Raw genomic sequence first — 16,779 nt, 5'->3', positions numbered from 1 at the left:
ATTTCACGCTCCTTTGAACAATACGATTTCTTTTACCTCTTTAGTATAACATAACACTTCTTTTTTGTAAGTAATATCTTGTATACTAACCATATCTTTATATTAAATTACAAAGATGAATAATCTGTGACTTTTTTATCAAGAAAACGTTAAGATATAATAAAAGAGTATTAATGATATTAATACTCTTTTATATTTTTTATTTAATTAGTTAACTTTGACATTAAATCATTGACTAACTTCTCATTGTCTTCCGCCGTTTCCGATACAAAGCACGCCTGATTGGCCAAATCTTTAATATCTTCAGTATTCAGCTTCTTCATTAAACTTCTAATTCGTAAAATTGATGTGGCACTCATTGAATACTCATCAAGTCCCATTGAAAGTAAAATTGGGAACATGATATTATCGCCAGCAGCTTCACCACACATACCACACCATATATTATTTTCATGGGCAGCATCTATAGTGTGCTTAATTAAGCGTAATACGGCTGGATTAGCTGGTTGATACAAATAAGAAACATTATCATTACCACGATCAGCAGCCATCGAATATTGAATTAAATCATTGGTACCAATTGAGAAGAAATCAACTTCTTTGGCAAATTGATCAGCCATTACCGCCGCAGCTGGTATTTCAATCATCATTCCGACTTGCAAGTCAGAGCCAACTTTAATGCCTGCTGCTGTCAATTTATCTTTTTCAGTAGCTAAAATCGACTTAGCCTTGCGCAATTCACCTAGAGTACCAATCATCGGGAACATGATTCCCAATTTTCCATAAGCCGAAGCCCGCAATAATGCACGTAGTTGTGTTCTGAAAATTTCTTCATTTTGTAAAGATAATCTGATTGCTCGTACACCGAGGAATGGATTCATTTCTTCGGGTAAGTCCCAATAATCAAGGTGTTTGTCACCACCAATATCCATGGTTCTAATAATAACTTGCTTACCATTCATACCTTCGATAACTTCTTTATAGGCTTCGAATTGCTCTTCTTCAGTTGGAAAATTTTTCGAATCCATATATAAAAATTCAGTACGATATAGTCCGATGGCTTCAGCACCGTTATCATTTACACCTTGCATGTCATTAGGTGTACCAATATTAGCAGCAATAATAAACTTCTTGTTATCAGCAGTAACTGATGGTTCATTTTTCAATTTTTCCCATTCAGCTTTTTGCGCCAAGAACGCTTCACTTTTTTGCTGATAGGCTGCTATTTGGTCAGCATCTGGTTCAATTACTACATCACCATTTAATCCATCAACAGCTATATTTTGATCATTTTCAACATCAGCAGTGATTGATTCAGTACCAACAACAGCTGGCAATTCAAGCGAACGAGCCATAATTGCTGAGTGCGCCGTCCGCCCACCAATATCAGTAACGAAACCTTTAACAAAGTTTTTATTTAGTTGAGCAGTATCACTTGGCGTCAAATCATGAGCTACGACAACCACTTCATGGTCAATCGTTGCCGGATTAGGTAATTCTTTTCCTAATAAGTGAGCCATAATTCGCTTAGAAACATCACGAACATCGGCAGCACGTTGCTGCATATATTCGTTATCAGTCATACCTTCAAAAATTGTAATAAATTTTTGAGCAGTTTCATCAAGTGCAGCTTCACTATTAATTTTTTGTTCCTTAATTTCGGTTTCGATTGCACCAGTAAATTCAGGATCATTTAAAATCATCAAGTGAGCTTCAAAAACTTGTGCTTCTTCTTCTCCCAAGCTTGTTTTAGCACTATCACGAATCTTTTCAACTTCAGCAGTTGAAACCTTAATTGCTTCGTGATAGCGAGCTAGTTCACCTTCAACATCGCTGACATTAGCCTTTGAAAATGAAAGATCCGGTTCTACCAAGAGATAAGCTGGTGCTACAGCAATACCATCACTTGCAGCAATTCCTTTTAATGTCTTGGTCATTATTCAGCTAAGCCTTCTTTTTTCATTGTTTCAGAAATAGCTTCAATAGCATCCTTTTCGTCATCACCATCAGCACTAATTGAAACATCAGCATTTTTGCCAACACCAAGTGACATAACACCCATGATTGACTTCAAATTAACTGATTTGCCATTGTATTCCAAGTTGATGTCTGAACCAAACTTAGAAGCAGCTTGTACTAACAAGGTAGCAGGACGAGCATGAATACCTGTTTCTGCAATAACATGAAAATCGCGTTTTTCCATTATAATATCTCCTTTGAATTCAAAAAAATAAAACCGGTAGTAAATACCTATTCGTGTACTTAGACTATCATTTTTTTGCAAAATAGACAACATTAATGTAACAGTTTACATCATTAAACTTGTGTCTTCTTTTGCATGTAAATTATTTGACCTCCACGGAGTGCCTTACCAGTTATATTTTGTCTTTTCCCAAAAGATCTTAAAGCAGCTTGGAAAGCAAAGGCTTCTTTTGGGTGAACTTGATATGAATCAAGTTCACCGCTAGCTAACTGCTCAAGAATTTTTTGATAATCCAAATATACCACCGTTTCTTTCAAATTAATAATAATCTAGATAAATTTAGCAAATTTTTGACTACTTTGCTTATCTACATTTTAACATATTGTACCTACATCCAACCACCAAGCTTTTATGTTTAGCACTTGATTATTAAGAGTGCTAATTATATAATTTAGGGAAAGATGAATCAAAGCGAAAGGCGGTAATATAATTGCTTTGTCAAAACTGTCATAAACGACCTGCTTCCATTCACCTCTTTGCTCAGGTAAATGGTGAAAGTCGCGAAATCAATTTATGTGGTCAATGTTATCAAGAACTTGAACAACAAGGAAATATTAATATGAGCAATAACAATAATAGCTTTTTCGGTGATTTTAATAATCCATTCAATAATGGTGGTAATGCCGATGATTCACAAATGAATAATAATGGTGGGACTTCAGTTGGCAATAATGGCGGTAAGCGGTCACTTTTAGATCAGTATGGAACTGATTTAACTGATTTAGCTCGAAAGGGCAAAATCGATCCAGTGATTGGTCGTGACCAAGAAATCGCTCGTGTAATTGAAATTCTAAATAGAAGAACTAAGAATAACCCTGTCTTAATTGGAGAGGCTGGTGTAGGTAAAACTGCAGTAGTTGAAGGATTAGCTCAACAAATTGTTGACGGATCTGTCCCAGCTAAATTACAAGACAAAAGAATTGTTTCATTAAATGTGGTTTCTTTAGTTCAAGGGACCGGAATTCGTGGACAATTTGAACAACGTATGCAACAACTGATTAATGAATTACAAAATCAAGATGACATTATTCTTTTTATTGATGAAATTCATGAGATTGTTGGTGCAGGAAACGCTGAAGGGGGAATGGACGCTGGTAATATTATTAAACCGGCCCTCGCCCGTGGTGATTTACAATTAGTGGGAGCAACTACTCTCAAAGAATATCGTGAAATTGAGAAAGATTCAGCCTTAGCTCGAAGATTTCAACCAGTTGATGTAAAAGAACCCTCCGTTAAAGAAACAATTCGCATTCTCCAAGGAATTAAAAAGCGTTATGAAGATTATCATCATGTACAATATACAGATGATGCTATTCAGGCTGCAGCTGAATTATCTGAACGCTATATTCAAGATCGCTTTTTACCAGATAAAGCAATTGACCTACTTGATGAAGCTGGTTCGCGTATGAATCTAACAATCCCTTATGTAGACAAGGACAAAATTAAAGAACGTATTGAAGCTGCACAACAACTTAAACAGGAATCGCTTAAAAACGAAGACTATGAAAAAGCCGCTTATTACCGTGATCAAATTGAAAAATATAATAAAATGAAAAATCAAAACGTTGATCCGGATAAGTCACCTATTATTACAAATAAAATAATGGATAAAATTGTAGAAGAAAAAACAAGTATCCCGGTAGGCGAATTACAAAAGCAAGAAGAAAATCAATTGCAAAACTTGGCTACAAATTTGAAGTCACATGTTATTGGCCAAGATGAAGCTGTTGATAAGTTGGCGCGAGCTATTCGCCGTAATCGAATTGGCTTTAACAAATCGGGTCGTCCAATTGGCTCATTTCTTTTCGTTGGGCCAACTGGAGTTGGTAAAACAGAGCTAGCAAAGCAATTAGCTAAGCAAATGTTTGGTTCAGAAAATGCCATGATTAGATTTGATATGTCAGAATTTATGGAATCCTATTCAGTTTCTAAATTAATTGGTTCTGCACCGGGTTATGTTGGCTATGAAGAAGCTGGTCAATTAACTGAACAGGTTCGGCGTAATCCATACAGTTTGATCTTGCTAGATGAAATTGAGAAGGCTGATCCATCTGTAATGAATTTATTCTTACAAATTTTAGATGATGGTCGCTTGACTGACTCACAAGGACGCCAAGTTTCATTTAAGGATACAATTATCATTATGACTTCAAATGCAGGTCAAGGAATTAAACGTGCCAGTGTAGGCTTTGCTGCTGAAACCGCAGGCAAAAAACCCGATTCTGTCCGTAATTCAATGAGTGAATTCTTTAAACCTGAATTTTTAAATCGCTTAGACGATGTAATTGAATTTAACGAATTATCAACTAAAGATTTAGTTAAAATTGTCAATTTAATGCTTGATGAAGTTAACGGTATGGTCAAAAACCAAGGAATTAATATTACCGTTACAGACGAAGCTAAGGAGCAATTAGTTCAAGAAGGATATAATCCAGCAATGGGGGCACGCCCACTTAGAAGAATAATCCAAGAAGAAATTGAAGATAAAGTAGCTGATTTTAAACTTGATCATCCAACAGCTAAAAAATTACTTGCCAAAGTTGATAATCAAAAAATAGTCATTAGTGAAGAAAAATAATATTTTTATTAAATATTAAAGAAAAAAGTGAAAATTAGCGTTATAATAAAGTAAAGAAATAGTGAAAATAGAAGAAATGGGTGAATAGCATGCATTTGATAGATGTGACCAATAGTTATCGTGAATTAGTTCATAGTCAACTAAATACAACTAACGTCAATTATGTCAAGGTTTATTCCCTAGGCAATACCTCTGTTATCTATACTGAAAGTGACGATGCAATCGAAATTGTTTTGGAAAACCACAACCGACGTGTTCGTAAAGAAGAAATTGATTTTATCATTGAGCGACTAATTAAAGAAGAAGCTCCAGCATATACATTGATATCTGATAAAAATCAAAGAGTAATGGAAATTCACGTTGATAAATAAGAGTCTAAAAAGAAGCTAGCTCTTTAAACTAATATAAAAAGGGTTTGAACATAAATGTTCAAACCCTTTTTGGTGGTCTGGGAAAATAGTTTTTCCCAGACTTTTATTTTTTTACATACTGTAAAGTGTTAATTTATGAAAACATTTTAACTTCAAGGAAAGTTCTTTTTACCTATAATTTTTCAGTCAATTTAACATCTGGATATTTATCTTGGAAAAATCTTTCAGCAAACTGATTTTCAAATAAAAACAAAGGTTGATCATAACGATCCTTTACAAGCAAGTTACGGCTACTTGACATTGCTGGATCCAATTGACTAGGATCAATCCATTTAGCTACACGATGACCAATATTAGTCATTTCAATCTCAGAATTATACTCATTCTTCATCCTAAATTTAAAAACTTCAAATTGTAACTGACCAACTGCACCTAAAATATAATCATCTGTTTGGTAATTACGATAAAGCTGGATTGCCCCTTCTTGTACCAACTGGTTCATTCCTTTATGAAAGGACTTCTGTTTCATCACATTTTTAGCCGTAACACGCACAAACAATTCTGGCGTAAATTCTGGCAAGGCAGGATACGTTATCTTGCGTTTACCAGCATAAATACTGTCACCAATTTGAAAATTACCCGTATCATATAAGCCAACAATATCGCCAGCGACAGCATCAGAAACTTGAACTCGCTCACTAGACATAAATTCAGTCGCATTATTTAATCTAATTGGCTTATCAGTTCGCGCTAAAGTTACATCGAGTCCCTTTTTGAACTCACCACTACCGATTCTAACAAAGGCTATTCGATCACGATGCTGTGGATTCATATTTGCTTGGATTTTAAATACAAAGCCAGAAAATTCTGCATCATCTGCCTCCAAGCGTTCATCCTGATTAACCACATGGCTTGCAGGGGCAGGTGCTAATTTAACAAAACCCTTTAAAAAAGTTTCCACGCCAAAATTAGTTAAGGCTGAGCCAAAAAATACTGGGGTCTGGTCACCAGCCATAATCTTAGTAAGATCAAAAGTATTTCCCGCTTCTTTAATTAATTCAATTTCACCTAAAGTGTCTTGGAACTGAGGATTTTGACTCATTGGCTCACTGGCCGGTAAAGTTCCCGCTTCATTTAACGGAATGAATTGTTTTGCCCCTGCTTGATGATATAATTCAACCTGATTGTTTGCTATATCATATAATCCTTGCAGTGTTTGACCGGAGCCAATTGGCCAATTCATCGCCACCCCCTCAATTCCTAACAAGTCTTCTAATTCAGCAATCAAGTCGAGCGGTGGGCGCCCATCGCGATCAAGCTTATTCATAAAAGTAAAAATTGGAATGCCGCGTTGCTTGACGACTTTAAACAATTTTTTGGTTTGAGGTTCAATTCCCTTAGCCGAATCAATTACCATAACGGCAGAGTCAACTGCCATTAAGGTCCGATAGGTATCTTCTGAAAAATCTTCATGTCCCGGAGTATCGAGAATATTTATCCTTTTTCCTTGATACTCAAATTGCATCACAGAACTAGTAACAGAAATACCACGTTGTTTTTCGATTTCCATCCAATCACTAGTCGCATAGTGGCCCGTTTTTCGTGCTTTAACGGTACCAGCATTACGAATTACTCCTCCAAAAAGAAGCATTTGCTCTGTAATTGTCGTTTTACCTGCATCAGGGTGTGAAATAATAGCAAATGTTCTTCTTTTTTGTACTTTATCTAAAAGTCCCTCACTCATTAATTACTCTGCTCTTCTTCCTTTTTTGCTTTTTGTACTTCTTTTTCTGGTATGGTCAACAGAACGGTTGCTAACCTTGAACGCATCATTCTTCTAGTGGTCAAAATCATACCATTATCAAGTTTAACTGATAGTTTTTCACCTTTAGCAGGAATAATACCCAATTTGGTGATAACAAAGCCAGCAATTGTATCAACATTTTCCATTTCTAAATTTGTTCCAAATTGCTCATTAAATTCATCAAGTGACATTTTGCCATAAATGACGTACTTATTAGATGCAATTTGCTGAAATAATACTTCAGCGCGATCAACCTCATCATCAATATTGCCAACTATTTCTTCAATTAAGTCTTCAATTGTAGCCAATCCAACTACGCCACCATACTCGTCCGTTAAAATAGCAAGTTGTTGCTGACTTTGTTGCATTTCAACTAATAATTCACTCAAATCTGTTGTTTCTGGTGCAAACAAAGGTGGATTCATTACGTCAGCATAATCCAACTTATCAAAGCCCTTTTCACGCGCTTTACGTAAAACTGTTCGAATATGAATCACCCCAACAATTTTATCCTTATCCTTTTTATAAACCGGAATGCGTGAATATGGCTCGCGTAAAATTTCATCAAGATTATCTTGAAAACTTTCGCCGCAATCAACCATAAAAGCATCAATTCGTGGAACCATTACCTCACGAACCATTCTGCTTTGAAAATCCAAAACTGCAGTTAACATAGAAAATTCGCTATCATTAATCTCATTGCATTCATGTAAGGCTTTTATTTCTTTTATTAAATGCTCTTTTGTTTCTTCATCACTTGAAGGGGATAATTTATTTTTGAAACGTCGAAATAAATTACCCTTTTCGGGGTCGCTAGCCATATTTTTTCTCTCTTTCTTAAAATAACAATTCAAGTAGTCACATTATATCATGTACCGCGCTGATATGTTAAAATACACGTAAGAAATGAGGTTTAATCTATGAAAAAAAGTCACGTCTTACTTGTCTTCACCTTTTTACTATTAATTCCCTATTTGTGTAGCCTCACAATTATTGGCATCGGCTATGATGCACTCGTTTTACACTCGGCTGATTTATTTAGAACGGTCATTGGAGCAATAGTTGGTGCTTTTATTATGTTTGCCATTAAAGCAACTATTCAGCGACCTGTCGATCTATTGGCTGTAGAAGTTAATGATGGCATTCTTAAACAGCTGCTACGCTTTTTCAGTATTAGGCGGCGATATGTACTCCTAGTGGCAAACGTCATACTTGATTTTATTTTATGTTTTGCGGCAACTTTTGTGGTTAGACATTTTCTAACTTTAGATCAAATAGTTGGCAAATCTGTCGGCTTTGTTTTCTTGATTATGCTTTTATCAACATGTTTAGGTGCTTATGTTGAATATGACAATCTTTCTATTGACCCTAACCAACATTAGCTTTTAATTATCAGCCTCAAGATACAACATTTGGGTTAATTGTTTAGTGTCTAAATTTAAATCTTGCACTATATATGGCATTGAACTATCACCAAGATTTTCATAAGTTTGAATACCTTCATCCCTTACTTCTTGTAAAAATTTTGCTACAACAACATTTAAGGGCTGACTAAAAAATGAAAGATTTTGATTATTCTGTTGTTTAATTGCTACTTGCGTCTCAGGTAAAACAAAACGCAACAATCCTTGCGGAACTTCAATTTCTTTAGCAACAGTTACACCATACCAATACATAAAATTTTCTGGACCAAAAACAATCATATTACTTCTTTTTGCCTTCAAATTATTATTAGCCAAGAAGGACTGAAAGACTTCATTTTGCTCCATTTCTAAATTAGCTTGTGTAAAAGTGCGTTGCTCGTCTAGCAACTGATCAGCAAAAGGGCGGCCGATAAAAGTTAACTGCGGTTGTAATCTTTTCATAATTAATCTCCTAATATTCTCCCAATTCATCAAGCGGGATAATTTCTCCTTGCAGGAAAGACTCAATTTCGCTACTACTAAAGCCATGTGCATAAAGATAATTACGTATCTTAATTTCACGTTCACTTTTATTTAACCTTCGAAAACGTTTATAGGCTTTTATCCCCTGCTTTTTTAAAGCGGCTAATTGTGCTACTTGATTTGTTTGTAAATTGCTTTGGGCAACAATTGCAGTGCTAAGGTCACTAGTAAAGCCATGGCTCAACAATTTTGTACGCATCTTACGTTCGAGTTCAAGTTGTGCTATCTGACCAATTTTACTTTTCAATGACCGTAAAACACGTAATCCTGGTTCTTGCCACTGTTCCTCATCAACCTGCTCAAACGCTTGCTGAATTATTTCAGGATCAATTCCCTTTTGCTCAAGCTTACGTGCTAGACTTAGTGGTCCATCAGTGCCAATACGTAAATTTTGTTGTAATACAAGGTTTACGTATTGCCGATCATCCAAAAAGCCCATTTCACTAAGTTCTCGTACTGCACTTTGGGCTGACTGTTCAGCAATACCATGCTTGCTTAAATATTGTAACACTTCATAAACCGTACGCGGTTCATAACTTAGAAAAATTGATGCCATACTTGTTGCCTTAGCATCAGCATCAAATTGTTTTACAGCTTCAACTTTCCCATTACTTAATTCTTGTCCTTTTAAAAGTACAAATTCAGCTATTGTTCGTTCACTAGCTGAAAAAGCATACTGACCATCTAAGAAGATATTATAGCGACCAGGTTTTTTTTGACTACTAACTTTAGTAATAATCGGCATCTTTATCCACCCTCCTATTATTTCTCTTTTATGCTAACAAATTTCTTTGTTTCTTGCTAAAAACTTTTTCGATAGAGTAGAATATGTTATTAACCCTTAATATTTTTATTGTAGAAAGAAAAAATTATGAACCAAAAAGTTAAGCAAACAATGACTAACGAAAAAAATGTAATTATTACGATTAAAAGACTTGGCATTAATGGCGAAGGTATTGGCTATTATCGTAAAAAAATTATCTTTATTCCAAATGCACTACCTGATGAAGTGGTAGTTGCCAAAATTATTAAAGAATTCCCTCATTACATTCAGGCTGAACTAGTTCGCATCAAAGAAAAAAGTCCTGATCGAGTAGATTTTCCTGCGGGAGTAGATTTAGCAATTGGCGGCTTAGAATTAGCCCATCTATCCTATCAAAAGCAACTAAAATTTAAACGGGATAATGTTTTAGAAGCCTTGAAAAAATATCATCCTCGTGGTTATAACAAATATAAAGTCAAGCCCACAATTCCAGCACCCAATCAATGGCACTACCGTAACAAAGCTCAATATCAAATTGAACAAGATCATGGGCAGATTAATTTAGGTTTATTTGCGCCTAATTCCCACCAGCTATATGACTTACCCATTATGCCAACCCAAAGTGAAAAAACGCAAAAAATTGAGCGCCAAATTAAAGAGCTAGTAGAAAAGTTTCACGTAGCGATTGCCAATCCATACCGCCATACAGATGGTTTAAAAACTATTGTAGTCCGTCAAGCCCAAGCAACTAACGAAATACAAGTCACTTTAGTAACCGTCGGCCATCTTATTAAAAACTTACCAGAATTAAGTGCCGAAATTATTAATTTACCAAATGTTGTCAGTGTCTTTCAAAATGAGACGGATTGGCACAATCCACAGGTCTGGGGTAATAAAACCACCAAACTAATGGGTAAAAATCAAATTATTGATGAGATTTTAACGAAAAAATTTGCTCTCTCACCACGAGCCTTTTTCCAGCTTAATCCAGTCCAAACCGCAACACTTTACTCACATGCTCTGAAGTTTTTAGATTTAGGTCCAGAGGACACCCTAATTGATGCTTATAGTGGAGTCGGAACTTTAGGAATCTTAGCAGCAGATCAAGTTAAACAAGTAATTGGTATTGAAACTATCCCGGAAGCTGTTGCAGACGCCAACCATAACGTTGAATTAAATCACTTACATAACGCCAACTATATCCAAGGTAGTGTTGAAAAAATTCTTCCTCAACTAGAGCAAAATGGGGTCTCAATCGATGCACTAATCGTAGATCCACCTAGAACAGGTTTAGCCAAAAGTTTAATTAAGACTTTACTAAAAATTAAACCCAAAACTTTTGTTTATATTTCTTGTAATCCATCTACGCTAGCGCAAGATCTCGTTTTACTTAGTGATATTTATAATGTTCGTTTAATCGAAAACGTCGATATGCTACCGCAAACACCGCGGTGTGAATGTATTGTTAAGTTAACTTTAAGATAATAAAAAACTGACACAATTTAAAGTAAGTTCCAAAAGTTGAACTAATAAATTTTAATAATTACTGGGCTAAGGCTTGATGGCAATCTTCAATTGGCATTAAGCCTTTTAGTCTGCACCTTATGCAGATAATCATTAATCACTTGCCTTAATTCAAGTAAATTGTGATAGCCAGCTTCGTACCTAGAAAAGATTTCCGTTCTTAAGCCTGCAAAAAAGTGCCCATTAAATTAAACCATCATTAAGTGAATTGCCCTTGGGCGAGAGAAAATTAAATTCCTGAATTGGAAAAAAGGAAAGGAAGAAAATGTGTGAAGCTACAGACTATGTAAAAGAACAAGGACACGTCATTATCATTTGCGGCAATATCTAAAAATTATGATTATATTTTTATTAGCTCATAACGAGTTCGTTGACCCACATTCAACAAAACACAGATAAACACTAAAATTTAACTTTACCAAGTTATGAGATGGGGCTTTAAGCCAAACATTGTTTAGCTAGTTGCACCCTTTGTTTTGATTGCGCCCTAAGCGATCAAGTTCAGTTACAATTGCCACATCATCTTCACGAATCTAATCTAACATGTTTTGCAGTTGGAGGCATTTAATATTTACCCCCGGCATTTTGGCACTAAATAAGCAATTCAGTTAATTATCTAGCATAATAATAATTTTCAATTAGGATTGCAATTATTATAAATCAATTCCACAATAAAAAAGTGTAAAAGAAATTAGGCTAAAGGAGTTAATAATGGAAATTGGTGAACTATTAAAAAAATATCGCTTAATGCACGCTGCAACTAAAAAGGCTTGGGCAAAAAATGTACTTAGCCCGTCTTTTTATGCGCGTGTGGAAAAAGGTCTGATCCGGTGGCACAATCGCATATCTAAACTCGTCTTTTTATGCGCGTGTGGAAAAAGGACTGAACCGCATCTCCGCAGATGATCTGATTAACCTGTTGCATGCAAATAAAATTTCGGTAATAGAATTTTTTGAGAAGTTAAATCCACATGATCGCTTAATAAGCTCAGAAGATCGAGCATTACGTTTGGCCGCTAATAAGGCCTATTATAACGGGAAAAGGGCTGATTTGCTCAAGCTTTATAATCAGATTGCTAAGGGAGATTTGCCGAATAAAGAAGAGCATTTAATGCTGCTTAATATTTACATAGCGATCATTGATGATGACTATTCTAGTATTGATGCGGCTACCTTAGAAAACATGAAAAACCGAATCTTTGTTGCCGATGTTTTTGATGCTGATACCCTTAAACTTTATTGCAATTGTATATCTTTTTATAATTTAGATGAAAATTTAGTCATTAGTAAACGCGCAGTTACGCAATTTAAAAACAATAATTCAATTTCTATTCAAAAAAACATTTTGGGAATAATAATTAATATTTTGATTTTTTGCATTAAGGAAAAGCGCTACCAAGAAGTAGATTTTTATATCAATAGTGCCGAAGAAATTGCTACTATACCGGAAATATACTTTTATAAAACTTTATTGCTTTTCTTTAAAGGCCTATTACAATACCAAGAAAAATCAGAAGAACATTACTTAGATCAGTGCTATGACGTTATCCGAAATATAGCTTTGGCAGGCATGACTGAATACAGTAATGAACTTAAAGACTTTCTGATAGAAAATAAGTAACTTGTAGTCAATTTTGCTAATAAAACTGGCATATTTGCTATAAAAGTAGCATTTATACCACTTTGGCATTTATTTTTAAAAAACGAGTTAATATAACCATATAAAAATTAATTTTTATAGTTGTGAGGTAGTAATATGGATCGTCTGTTTCATTCAATTATTATAGTAATTATGAATAATGGTATAACAGATAATAATCTTATTGAGTAGGAGTATTTTAAAGAAAATTGTTGCTGGTGTAGCTACAATTGCTACACTTGGCATGACTAGTCTCCCTGCTCTTGCTTCAACTGGTGAAGAAGTACATTCAGGAATGGTAGAAGATAGCAATTCACTTTTACGGCAAACTCAAGAAAGAGATGGTGGTACTTGGAACTATGGTGTGGGTAGTGTATATGTCTGGTCCTACTACCAACATAAAAGTAGACTCCATAGATCATCTGTAAGACCTGGCTATTTTGCCGATATTTAAGTAGTGATTGGAAAACAAAGGGTGTTCAGTCAAGAGCGTCTGCTCCTAAAGCTCCACACGGAAATACTGCTTATTATGATATAAGCTAATTTTAATTAATAATAAAAATAATTAAACTCACGACTTTACTCGTGAGTTTTTTAATAACATGAGGTTTAAAAATGCTGCGGAAAACAAAAATTGTTTTTTATTCTCTAATCACGGTTGTCGTGCTTGCCTTATTTGCAGGCTTTATTCGTGAGTATGATAATAATTCAATCCCAGAAAATAATACCATTATAAACATTGCTAGTTGGAACCCAAAAGTAATTGCCAAATGGCAGAAACAATTAACTAGCAAACAGTACACTAAAAAGGTCAAAAAAAAGATAATTTTTACTAAGTTGAAGCAAGTAGCTCAAGCTAAAAATAGTTCTTTAGTTAAGTTACGCATTAATAAGTTTAACGGGCAACAAAGCAAGGTGGTTTACAATTTTGGGACTCCAATTAATAACTATTCACTATATCAAGCTGAAGCTATTAAAAAATTGACGAATACCGAGCTAAATTTAGAAGAAATTAATGGCCTATATTGCACTAATGCCAAAAATGAAGCTTTAGGCCAAATATTGACAAAATTCCGTGCCCTTGGATTAAAGACGGAGGTTATAGATAATTCCTTATCAGTAAAAAGTTTGGGGCAAATAGTTGTAGCTAATTTTTCAAAATTTGATTTAATTGTCTTGATTGGAATTATTGGCACTTTATTTATTGTGATGGTACTAGAGAAAGTTTTTCGCTTTAAAGCTTATGCAATTATGAAGATTAATGGCTTAAGCGACTGGCAGATAATTAAGAACGATTTGAAAGATGAATCTCCTATGTTAATTGGAGCTTTGGGGGTAATTATGTTAGTGATGATTATCTGGGGGCTAACTACCTTTACAATCAGCGGCTGGCGTTTCTTTTTGCCCTATGCTTTAGTTCTACTATCAATTGTCTTTTTAAGCTTTTTGGTTTTGAATACTATATCTTATGTAGTTTTAGCGTTGATTGACCCTTATCAGGCAATTAAGGGAGCAGAAACAACATATATTTTCTTACTAATTGGCTATGTTTTAAAGATACTTCTGCTAGCTTTGATTATGATTAACACCATTTCTTTAACTAATCACAATAAAATTTATATTAGAGATACTAATATAATTAAAAAATGGCAAAGACAAAAAAACACTTATTCACTTCAACGATATTGGAATATTAATGATAAGTATGAAGATAAAAAAATGGGCAAAATGGCTCACCAGTTAGTAGTGCAGTCACCTGGAACAATTGTTGCCCAGAATTCACAACAATTTCACCCAGCAATGCGTGATACTGAGCCTGAAAATGGCAATGTGATTATTGCCAATAATAATTTTATTAAGAATAGTGAGCTTAATTTTAATCCTATTAGGCTTACTGCTAACAAAGTTTTACTATTAGTCCCATATAATCGGTTAGACCAAGTAAAACAGGCTAAGAAGCAGCTAAGAAACTTCCTTAAATTTCAACAGACTTTACCTAATTATTACTATCAACAGCGGCCAAAAAAGCTACCAGCTATTCAAGTTGTACCTATCGCCAACGGACAGAACATTTTTAATTACACAGTTGAATACGAAATTACGTCATCGCTCTCGATGAACCCCTTGATTATAGTTGTTAACAACAAGTTTTTATCTGATTCTTTTTATTCATCAACCATTAGTCAAGGAACCATCCAGTTTTCTAATTTAAAGCTTCTTAGAAAAAAAGTTAAGCAACTGGGTCTAATGCCGTATGTTATTGGTATTACAAGTAAACGAGTACGAATAGCTGAATATCAGAGAAATGTCAATCGACAATTGCTCATTTTAACCATTACAACTATGTTATCGCTACTGCAGCTAATCTTTATTATTGTGTTTGTTAGTACGACCTTTTTGCAGAGTCAGCGGCGCAAGATAGCAATTTATCGAGTTTTTGGTAGGTCGAATGCTCATTTGATGGGAAGCTTCTTGCTAACTAACTTAGGACTAGACTTCTTGGTAACTGCCCTAAGTTTAACTAGGTTGCACTACCTATCCTTAATGCCGGTTGTCTACGTTTACCTGTTGCTAGAGGCCGGCGTTATCTTATTAACTTATTGGCGTGCGCAGCACAATTTATTGATTACCCTTAATCACGGGAATTAGGAGTCATAAAATGATTAAAGTAGAACATCTTACCAAAAAATTTAAAGAAAAAACTATATTCGAAAACATTAACTGCAACCTCGAAACAGGCAAAAGTTATGCCATAGTGGGCAATAGTGGTGCTGGCAAAACAACTTTTCTTAATGTTTTAAGTGGGTTAGAGGAGCCGACAGCGGGTAAAGTATTTATTGACGATTTGCTTGTTAATGCTAAAAATCAACGAAAACTGTATCGTGAAGATTGCGGGTTTGTTTTTCAAAACTTTGCTTTAATTGATACGGAAACGGTTAGACAGAATTTGCGCCTTGGATTAGCCAATCAAAAATTGGCTAAAACAGAGGCCAATGCCAAAATGAAGGCCGCTTTAAGTCAGGTTGGGTTGGCCAGTATACCATTGAAGCAAAAAATTTACACGCTAAGTGGTGGAGAACAGCAACGGGTAGCGTTAGCGCGAGTAATTTTAAAAGAGCCGAAAGAGCTTTTTGCTGATGAACCAACTGGTTCACTTGATGCAGATAATGGTAAGATAGTCTTAAAGACCCTGCTGACTGGATTTGATTCAACTGCAACAGTGTTAATTGCAACGCATGACCCAGCAGTTTGGCAGCAATGTGACTATGTAATTAAAATTGCCAATAAGAAAATAACGATTACCAACAAAGAGGTATACAAATGAAAAAATTAGGTCTTACAATTATTATTGTTGTTACTATTTTATGTGCTGCCCTGTTACTAATTCATAACCAATACACTGACTATCTTAATCCAATGATTAAGATGGAAACTGATTATGCCAAGGTGCCTAAGCATACGCAAAAATATTACAATGTACAGGCGATTAACAAGTCGGGCAAAAAATTGCCGTATAAGATAAAATATGTTGGTGGAAATGATCCAAGTCGGCAATACATAGTAATCCGCCACAAGGGTCAGTATGTCAAGGTTATTGACTATATCACTAAGAATGAGATGCCAAGATTGCAAGATTGATTTTTTAAGTAAGATTAACCCCAAAACTAAAGGACCGCTATCATTTAGGAATACTGCACATTGTTAGCTTAAATTCATAGCCAATTGTTTTGAGAGCGGTTGGCAAATTATGCTTTAATCAAAAAGGCCGTCCCAATATAATCTGTCAAAATTATGTTGGAACGGTCTTTTTATTTACTTATGATTGTCGATATAAGTCAACAAGACAATAATAAATGAGGTAAAAGCCAGCGCTAATTCTAACGCATGGCA

16 protein-coding genes and 1 pseudogene are annotated in these 16,779 nt (G+C 34.9%); 9 read left to right on the top strand and 8 right to left on the bottom strand.

Features of this window, described 5'->3' with window-relative positions; translation table 11 throughout:
- Positions 1-203: 203 nt before the first annotated feature.
- The 3 genes from ptsP to F5ESL0230_RS02515 form a co-directional block, all read right to left on the bottom strand.
- A complete protein-coding gene (ptsP, locus tag F5ESL0230_RS02525; protein ID WP_122021447.1) occupies positions 204-1,937 on the bottom strand; it encodes a phosphoenolpyruvate--protein phosphotransferase in 1,734 nt (577 codons plus the stop codon).
- Positions 1,937-2,203 carry a phosphocarrier protein HPr gene (locus F5ESL0230_RS02520; RefSeq protein ID WP_090093029.1) on the bottom strand — a complete coding sequence of 89 codons (267 nt, stop codon included), beginning with the start codon at positions 2,201-2,203 and terminating at the stop codon, positions 1,937-1,939. The genes ptsP and F5ESL0230_RS02520 overlap by 1 nt, the downstream gene beginning before the upstream one ends.
- Positions 2,204-2,316: 113 nt before the next feature.
- Positions 2,317-2,499 (bottom strand): hypothetical protein, encoded by a 183-nt coding sequence (locus tag F5ESL0230_RS02515; protein ID WP_090093245.1) that lies wholly within the window; start codon positions 2,497-2,499, stop codon positions 2,317-2,319.
- 194 nt (positions 2,500-2,693) lie between these two features.
- On the opposite strand from F5ESL0230_RS02515, the gene F5ESL0230_RS02510 reads away from it, so the two are divergent.
- Positions 2,694-4,841, top strand: a complete 2,148-nt coding sequence (locus tag F5ESL0230_RS02510) for an ATP-dependent Clp protease ATP-binding subunit (RefSeq protein ID WP_122021446.1) — start codon at positions 2,694-2,696, stop codon at positions 4,839-4,841.
- Between the two features lie 89 nt (positions 4,842-4,930).
- A complete protein-coding gene (locus F5ESL0230_RS02505; protein WP_090093025.1) occupies positions 4,931-5,212 on the top strand; it encodes a DUF1827 family protein in 282 nt (93 codons plus the stop codon).
- Between the two features lie 172 nt (positions 5,213-5,384).
- Here F5ESL0230_RS02505 and F5ESL0230_RS02500 read toward each other — a convergent pair whose 3' ends face one another.
- Together F5ESL0230_RS02500 and F5ESL0230_RS02495 are read right to left on the bottom strand one after the other, a co-directional pair.
- A complete protein-coding gene (locus F5ESL0230_RS02500) occupies positions 5,385-6,956 on the bottom strand; it encodes a peptide chain release factor 3 (RefSeq protein ID WP_122021445.1) in 1,572 nt (523 codons plus the stop codon).
- Positions 6,956-7,837, bottom strand: coding sequence for a hemolysin family protein (locus tag F5ESL0230_RS02495; protein WP_122021444.1), 882 nt, complete (start codon positions 7,835-7,837; stop codon positions 6,956-6,958). Before F5ESL0230_RS02495 ends, F5ESL0230_RS02500 begins: the two co-directional genes overlap by 1 nt.
- 99 nt (positions 7,838-7,936) lie before the next feature.
- On the opposite strand from F5ESL0230_RS02495, the gene F5ESL0230_RS02490 reads away from it, so the two are divergent.
- Entirely contained in the window at positions 7,937-8,398 is a 462-nt protein-coding gene (locus F5ESL0230_RS02490; RefSeq protein ID WP_090093019.1) for a hypothetical protein, read from the top strand.
- A gap of 3 nt (positions 8,399-8,401) precedes the next feature.
- Here F5ESL0230_RS02490 and F5ESL0230_RS02485 read toward each other — a convergent pair whose 3' ends face one another.
- Positions 8,402-8,881, bottom strand: a complete 480-nt coding sequence (locus F5ESL0230_RS02485; protein WP_122021443.1) for a hypothetical protein — start codon at positions 8,879-8,881, stop codon at positions 8,402-8,404.
- A gap of 10 nt (positions 8,882-8,891) precedes the next feature.
- Complete coding sequence (gene recX, locus F5ESL0230_RS02480) at positions 8,892-9,707, bottom strand: recombination regulator RecX (protein WP_122021442.1); 816 nt, start codon at positions 9,705-9,707, stop codon at positions 8,892-8,894.
- A 126-nt stretch (positions 9,708-9,833) separates the two neighbouring features.
- Here recX and rlmD point away from each other — a divergent pair, with 126 nt between their 5' ends.
- The 6 genes from rlmD (at position 9,834) to F5ESL0230_RS02445 (ending at position 16,527) form a co-directional block, all read left to right on the top strand.
- Complete coding sequence (gene rlmD / locus F5ESL0230_RS02475) at positions 9,834-11,210, top strand: 23S rRNA (uracil(1939)-C(5))-methyltransferase RlmD (RefSeq protein ID WP_122021441.1); 1,377 nt, start codon at positions 9,834-9,836, stop codon at positions 11,208-11,210.
- Positions 11,211-12,120: 910 nt separating this feature from the next.
- Positions 12,121-12,870: a hypothetical protein gene (locus F5ESL0230_RS02465; protein ID WP_158593048.1), complete on the top strand. Its 750-nt coding sequence runs from the start codon at positions 12,121-12,123 to the stop codon at positions 12,868-12,870.
- A 202-nt stretch (positions 12,871-13,072) separates the two neighbouring features.
- Positions 13,073-13,342: a lactococcin 972 family bacteriocin gene (locus F5ESL0230_RS08470; protein WP_199692494.1), complete on the top strand. Its 270-nt coding sequence runs from the start codon at positions 13,073-13,075 to the stop codon at positions 13,340-13,342.
- 161 nt (positions 13,343-13,503) lie between these two features.
- Positions 13,504-15,537: a hypothetical protein gene (locus F5ESL0230_RS02455; protein WP_122021438.1), complete on the top strand. Its 2,034-nt coding sequence runs from the start codon at positions 13,504-13,506 to the stop codon at positions 15,535-15,537.
- 10 nt (positions 15,538-15,547) lie between these two features.
- Positions 15,548-16,213, top strand: coding sequence for an ATP-binding cassette domain-containing protein (locus tag F5ESL0230_RS02450; protein ID WP_122021437.1), 666 nt, complete (start codon positions 15,548-15,550; stop codon positions 16,211-16,213).
- A complete protein-coding gene (locus F5ESL0230_RS02445) occupies positions 16,210-16,527 on the top strand; it encodes a YxeA family protein (RefSeq protein WP_090093004.1) in 318 nt (105 codons plus the stop codon). Before F5ESL0230_RS02450 ends, F5ESL0230_RS02445 begins: the two co-directional genes overlap by 4 nt.
- A 174-nt stretch (positions 16,528-16,701) precedes the next feature.
- On the opposite strand, the pseudogene F5ESL0230_RS08685 reads toward F5ESL0230_RS02445, so the two are convergent.
- Positions 16,702-16,767 (bottom strand): annotated as a pseudogene (locus F5ESL0230_RS08685) (hypothetical protein); the annotation flags it as partial.
- Positions 16,768-16,779 lie beyond the last annotated feature (12 nt).

The sequence above is a fragment of the Lactobacillus sp. ESL0230 genome (genome assembly GCF_003692805.1).
In the GTDB taxonomy this organism is placed as follows: domain Bacteria; phylum Bacillota; class Bacilli; order Lactobacillales; family Lactobacillaceae; genus Lactobacillus; species Lactobacillus bombicola.
Note: the sequence above shows the minus strand (reverse complement) of the source record. Positions and strands in the feature narration are given on the sequence as shown.

Coding starts and splice junctions, on each gene's coding strand:
- ptsP (WP_122021447.1), bottom strand. CDS start 1,937: ATGACCAAGACATTAAAAGGAATTGCTGCAAGTGATGGTATTGCTGTA.
- F5ESL0230_RS02520 (WP_090093029.1), bottom strand. CDS start 2,203: ATGGAAAAACGCGATTTTCATGTTATTGCAGAAACAGGTATTCATGCT.
- F5ESL0230_RS02505 (WP_090093025.1), top strand. CDS start 4,931: ATGCATTTGATAGATGTGACCAATAGTTATCGTGAATTAGTTCATAGT.
- F5ESL0230_RS02500 (WP_122021445.1), bottom strand. CDS start 6,956: ATGAGTGAGGGACTTTTAGATAAAGTACAAAAAAGAAGAACATTTGCT.
- F5ESL0230_RS02495 (WP_122021444.1), bottom strand. CDS start 7,837: ATGGCTAGCGACCCCGAAAAGGGTAATTTATTTCGACGTTTCAAAAAT.
- F5ESL0230_RS02490 (WP_090093019.1), top strand. CDS start 7,937: ATGAAAAAAAGTCACGTCTTACTTGTCTTCACCTTTTTACTATTAATT.
- F5ESL0230_RS02485 (WP_122021443.1), bottom strand. CDS start 8,881: ATGAAAAGATTACAACCGCAGTTAACTTTTATCGGCCGCCCTTTTGCT.
- recX (WP_122021442.1), bottom strand. CDS start 9,707: ATGCCGATTATTACTAAAGTTAGTAGTCAAAAAAAACCTGGTCGCTAT.
- rlmD (WP_122021441.1), top strand. CDS start 9,834: ATGAACCAAAAAGTTAAGCAAACAATGACTAACGAAAAAAATGTAATT.
- F5ESL0230_RS02455 (WP_122021438.1), top strand. CDS start 13,504: ATGCTGCGGAAAACAAAAATTGTTTTTTATTCTCTAATCACGGTTGTC.
- F5ESL0230_RS02450 (WP_122021437.1), top strand. CDS start 15,548: ATGATTAAAGTAGAACATCTTACCAAAAAATTTAAAGAAAAAACTATA.
- F5ESL0230_RS02445 (WP_090093004.1), top strand. CDS start 16,210: ATGAAAAAATTAGGTCTTACAATTATTATTGTTGTTACTATTTTATGT.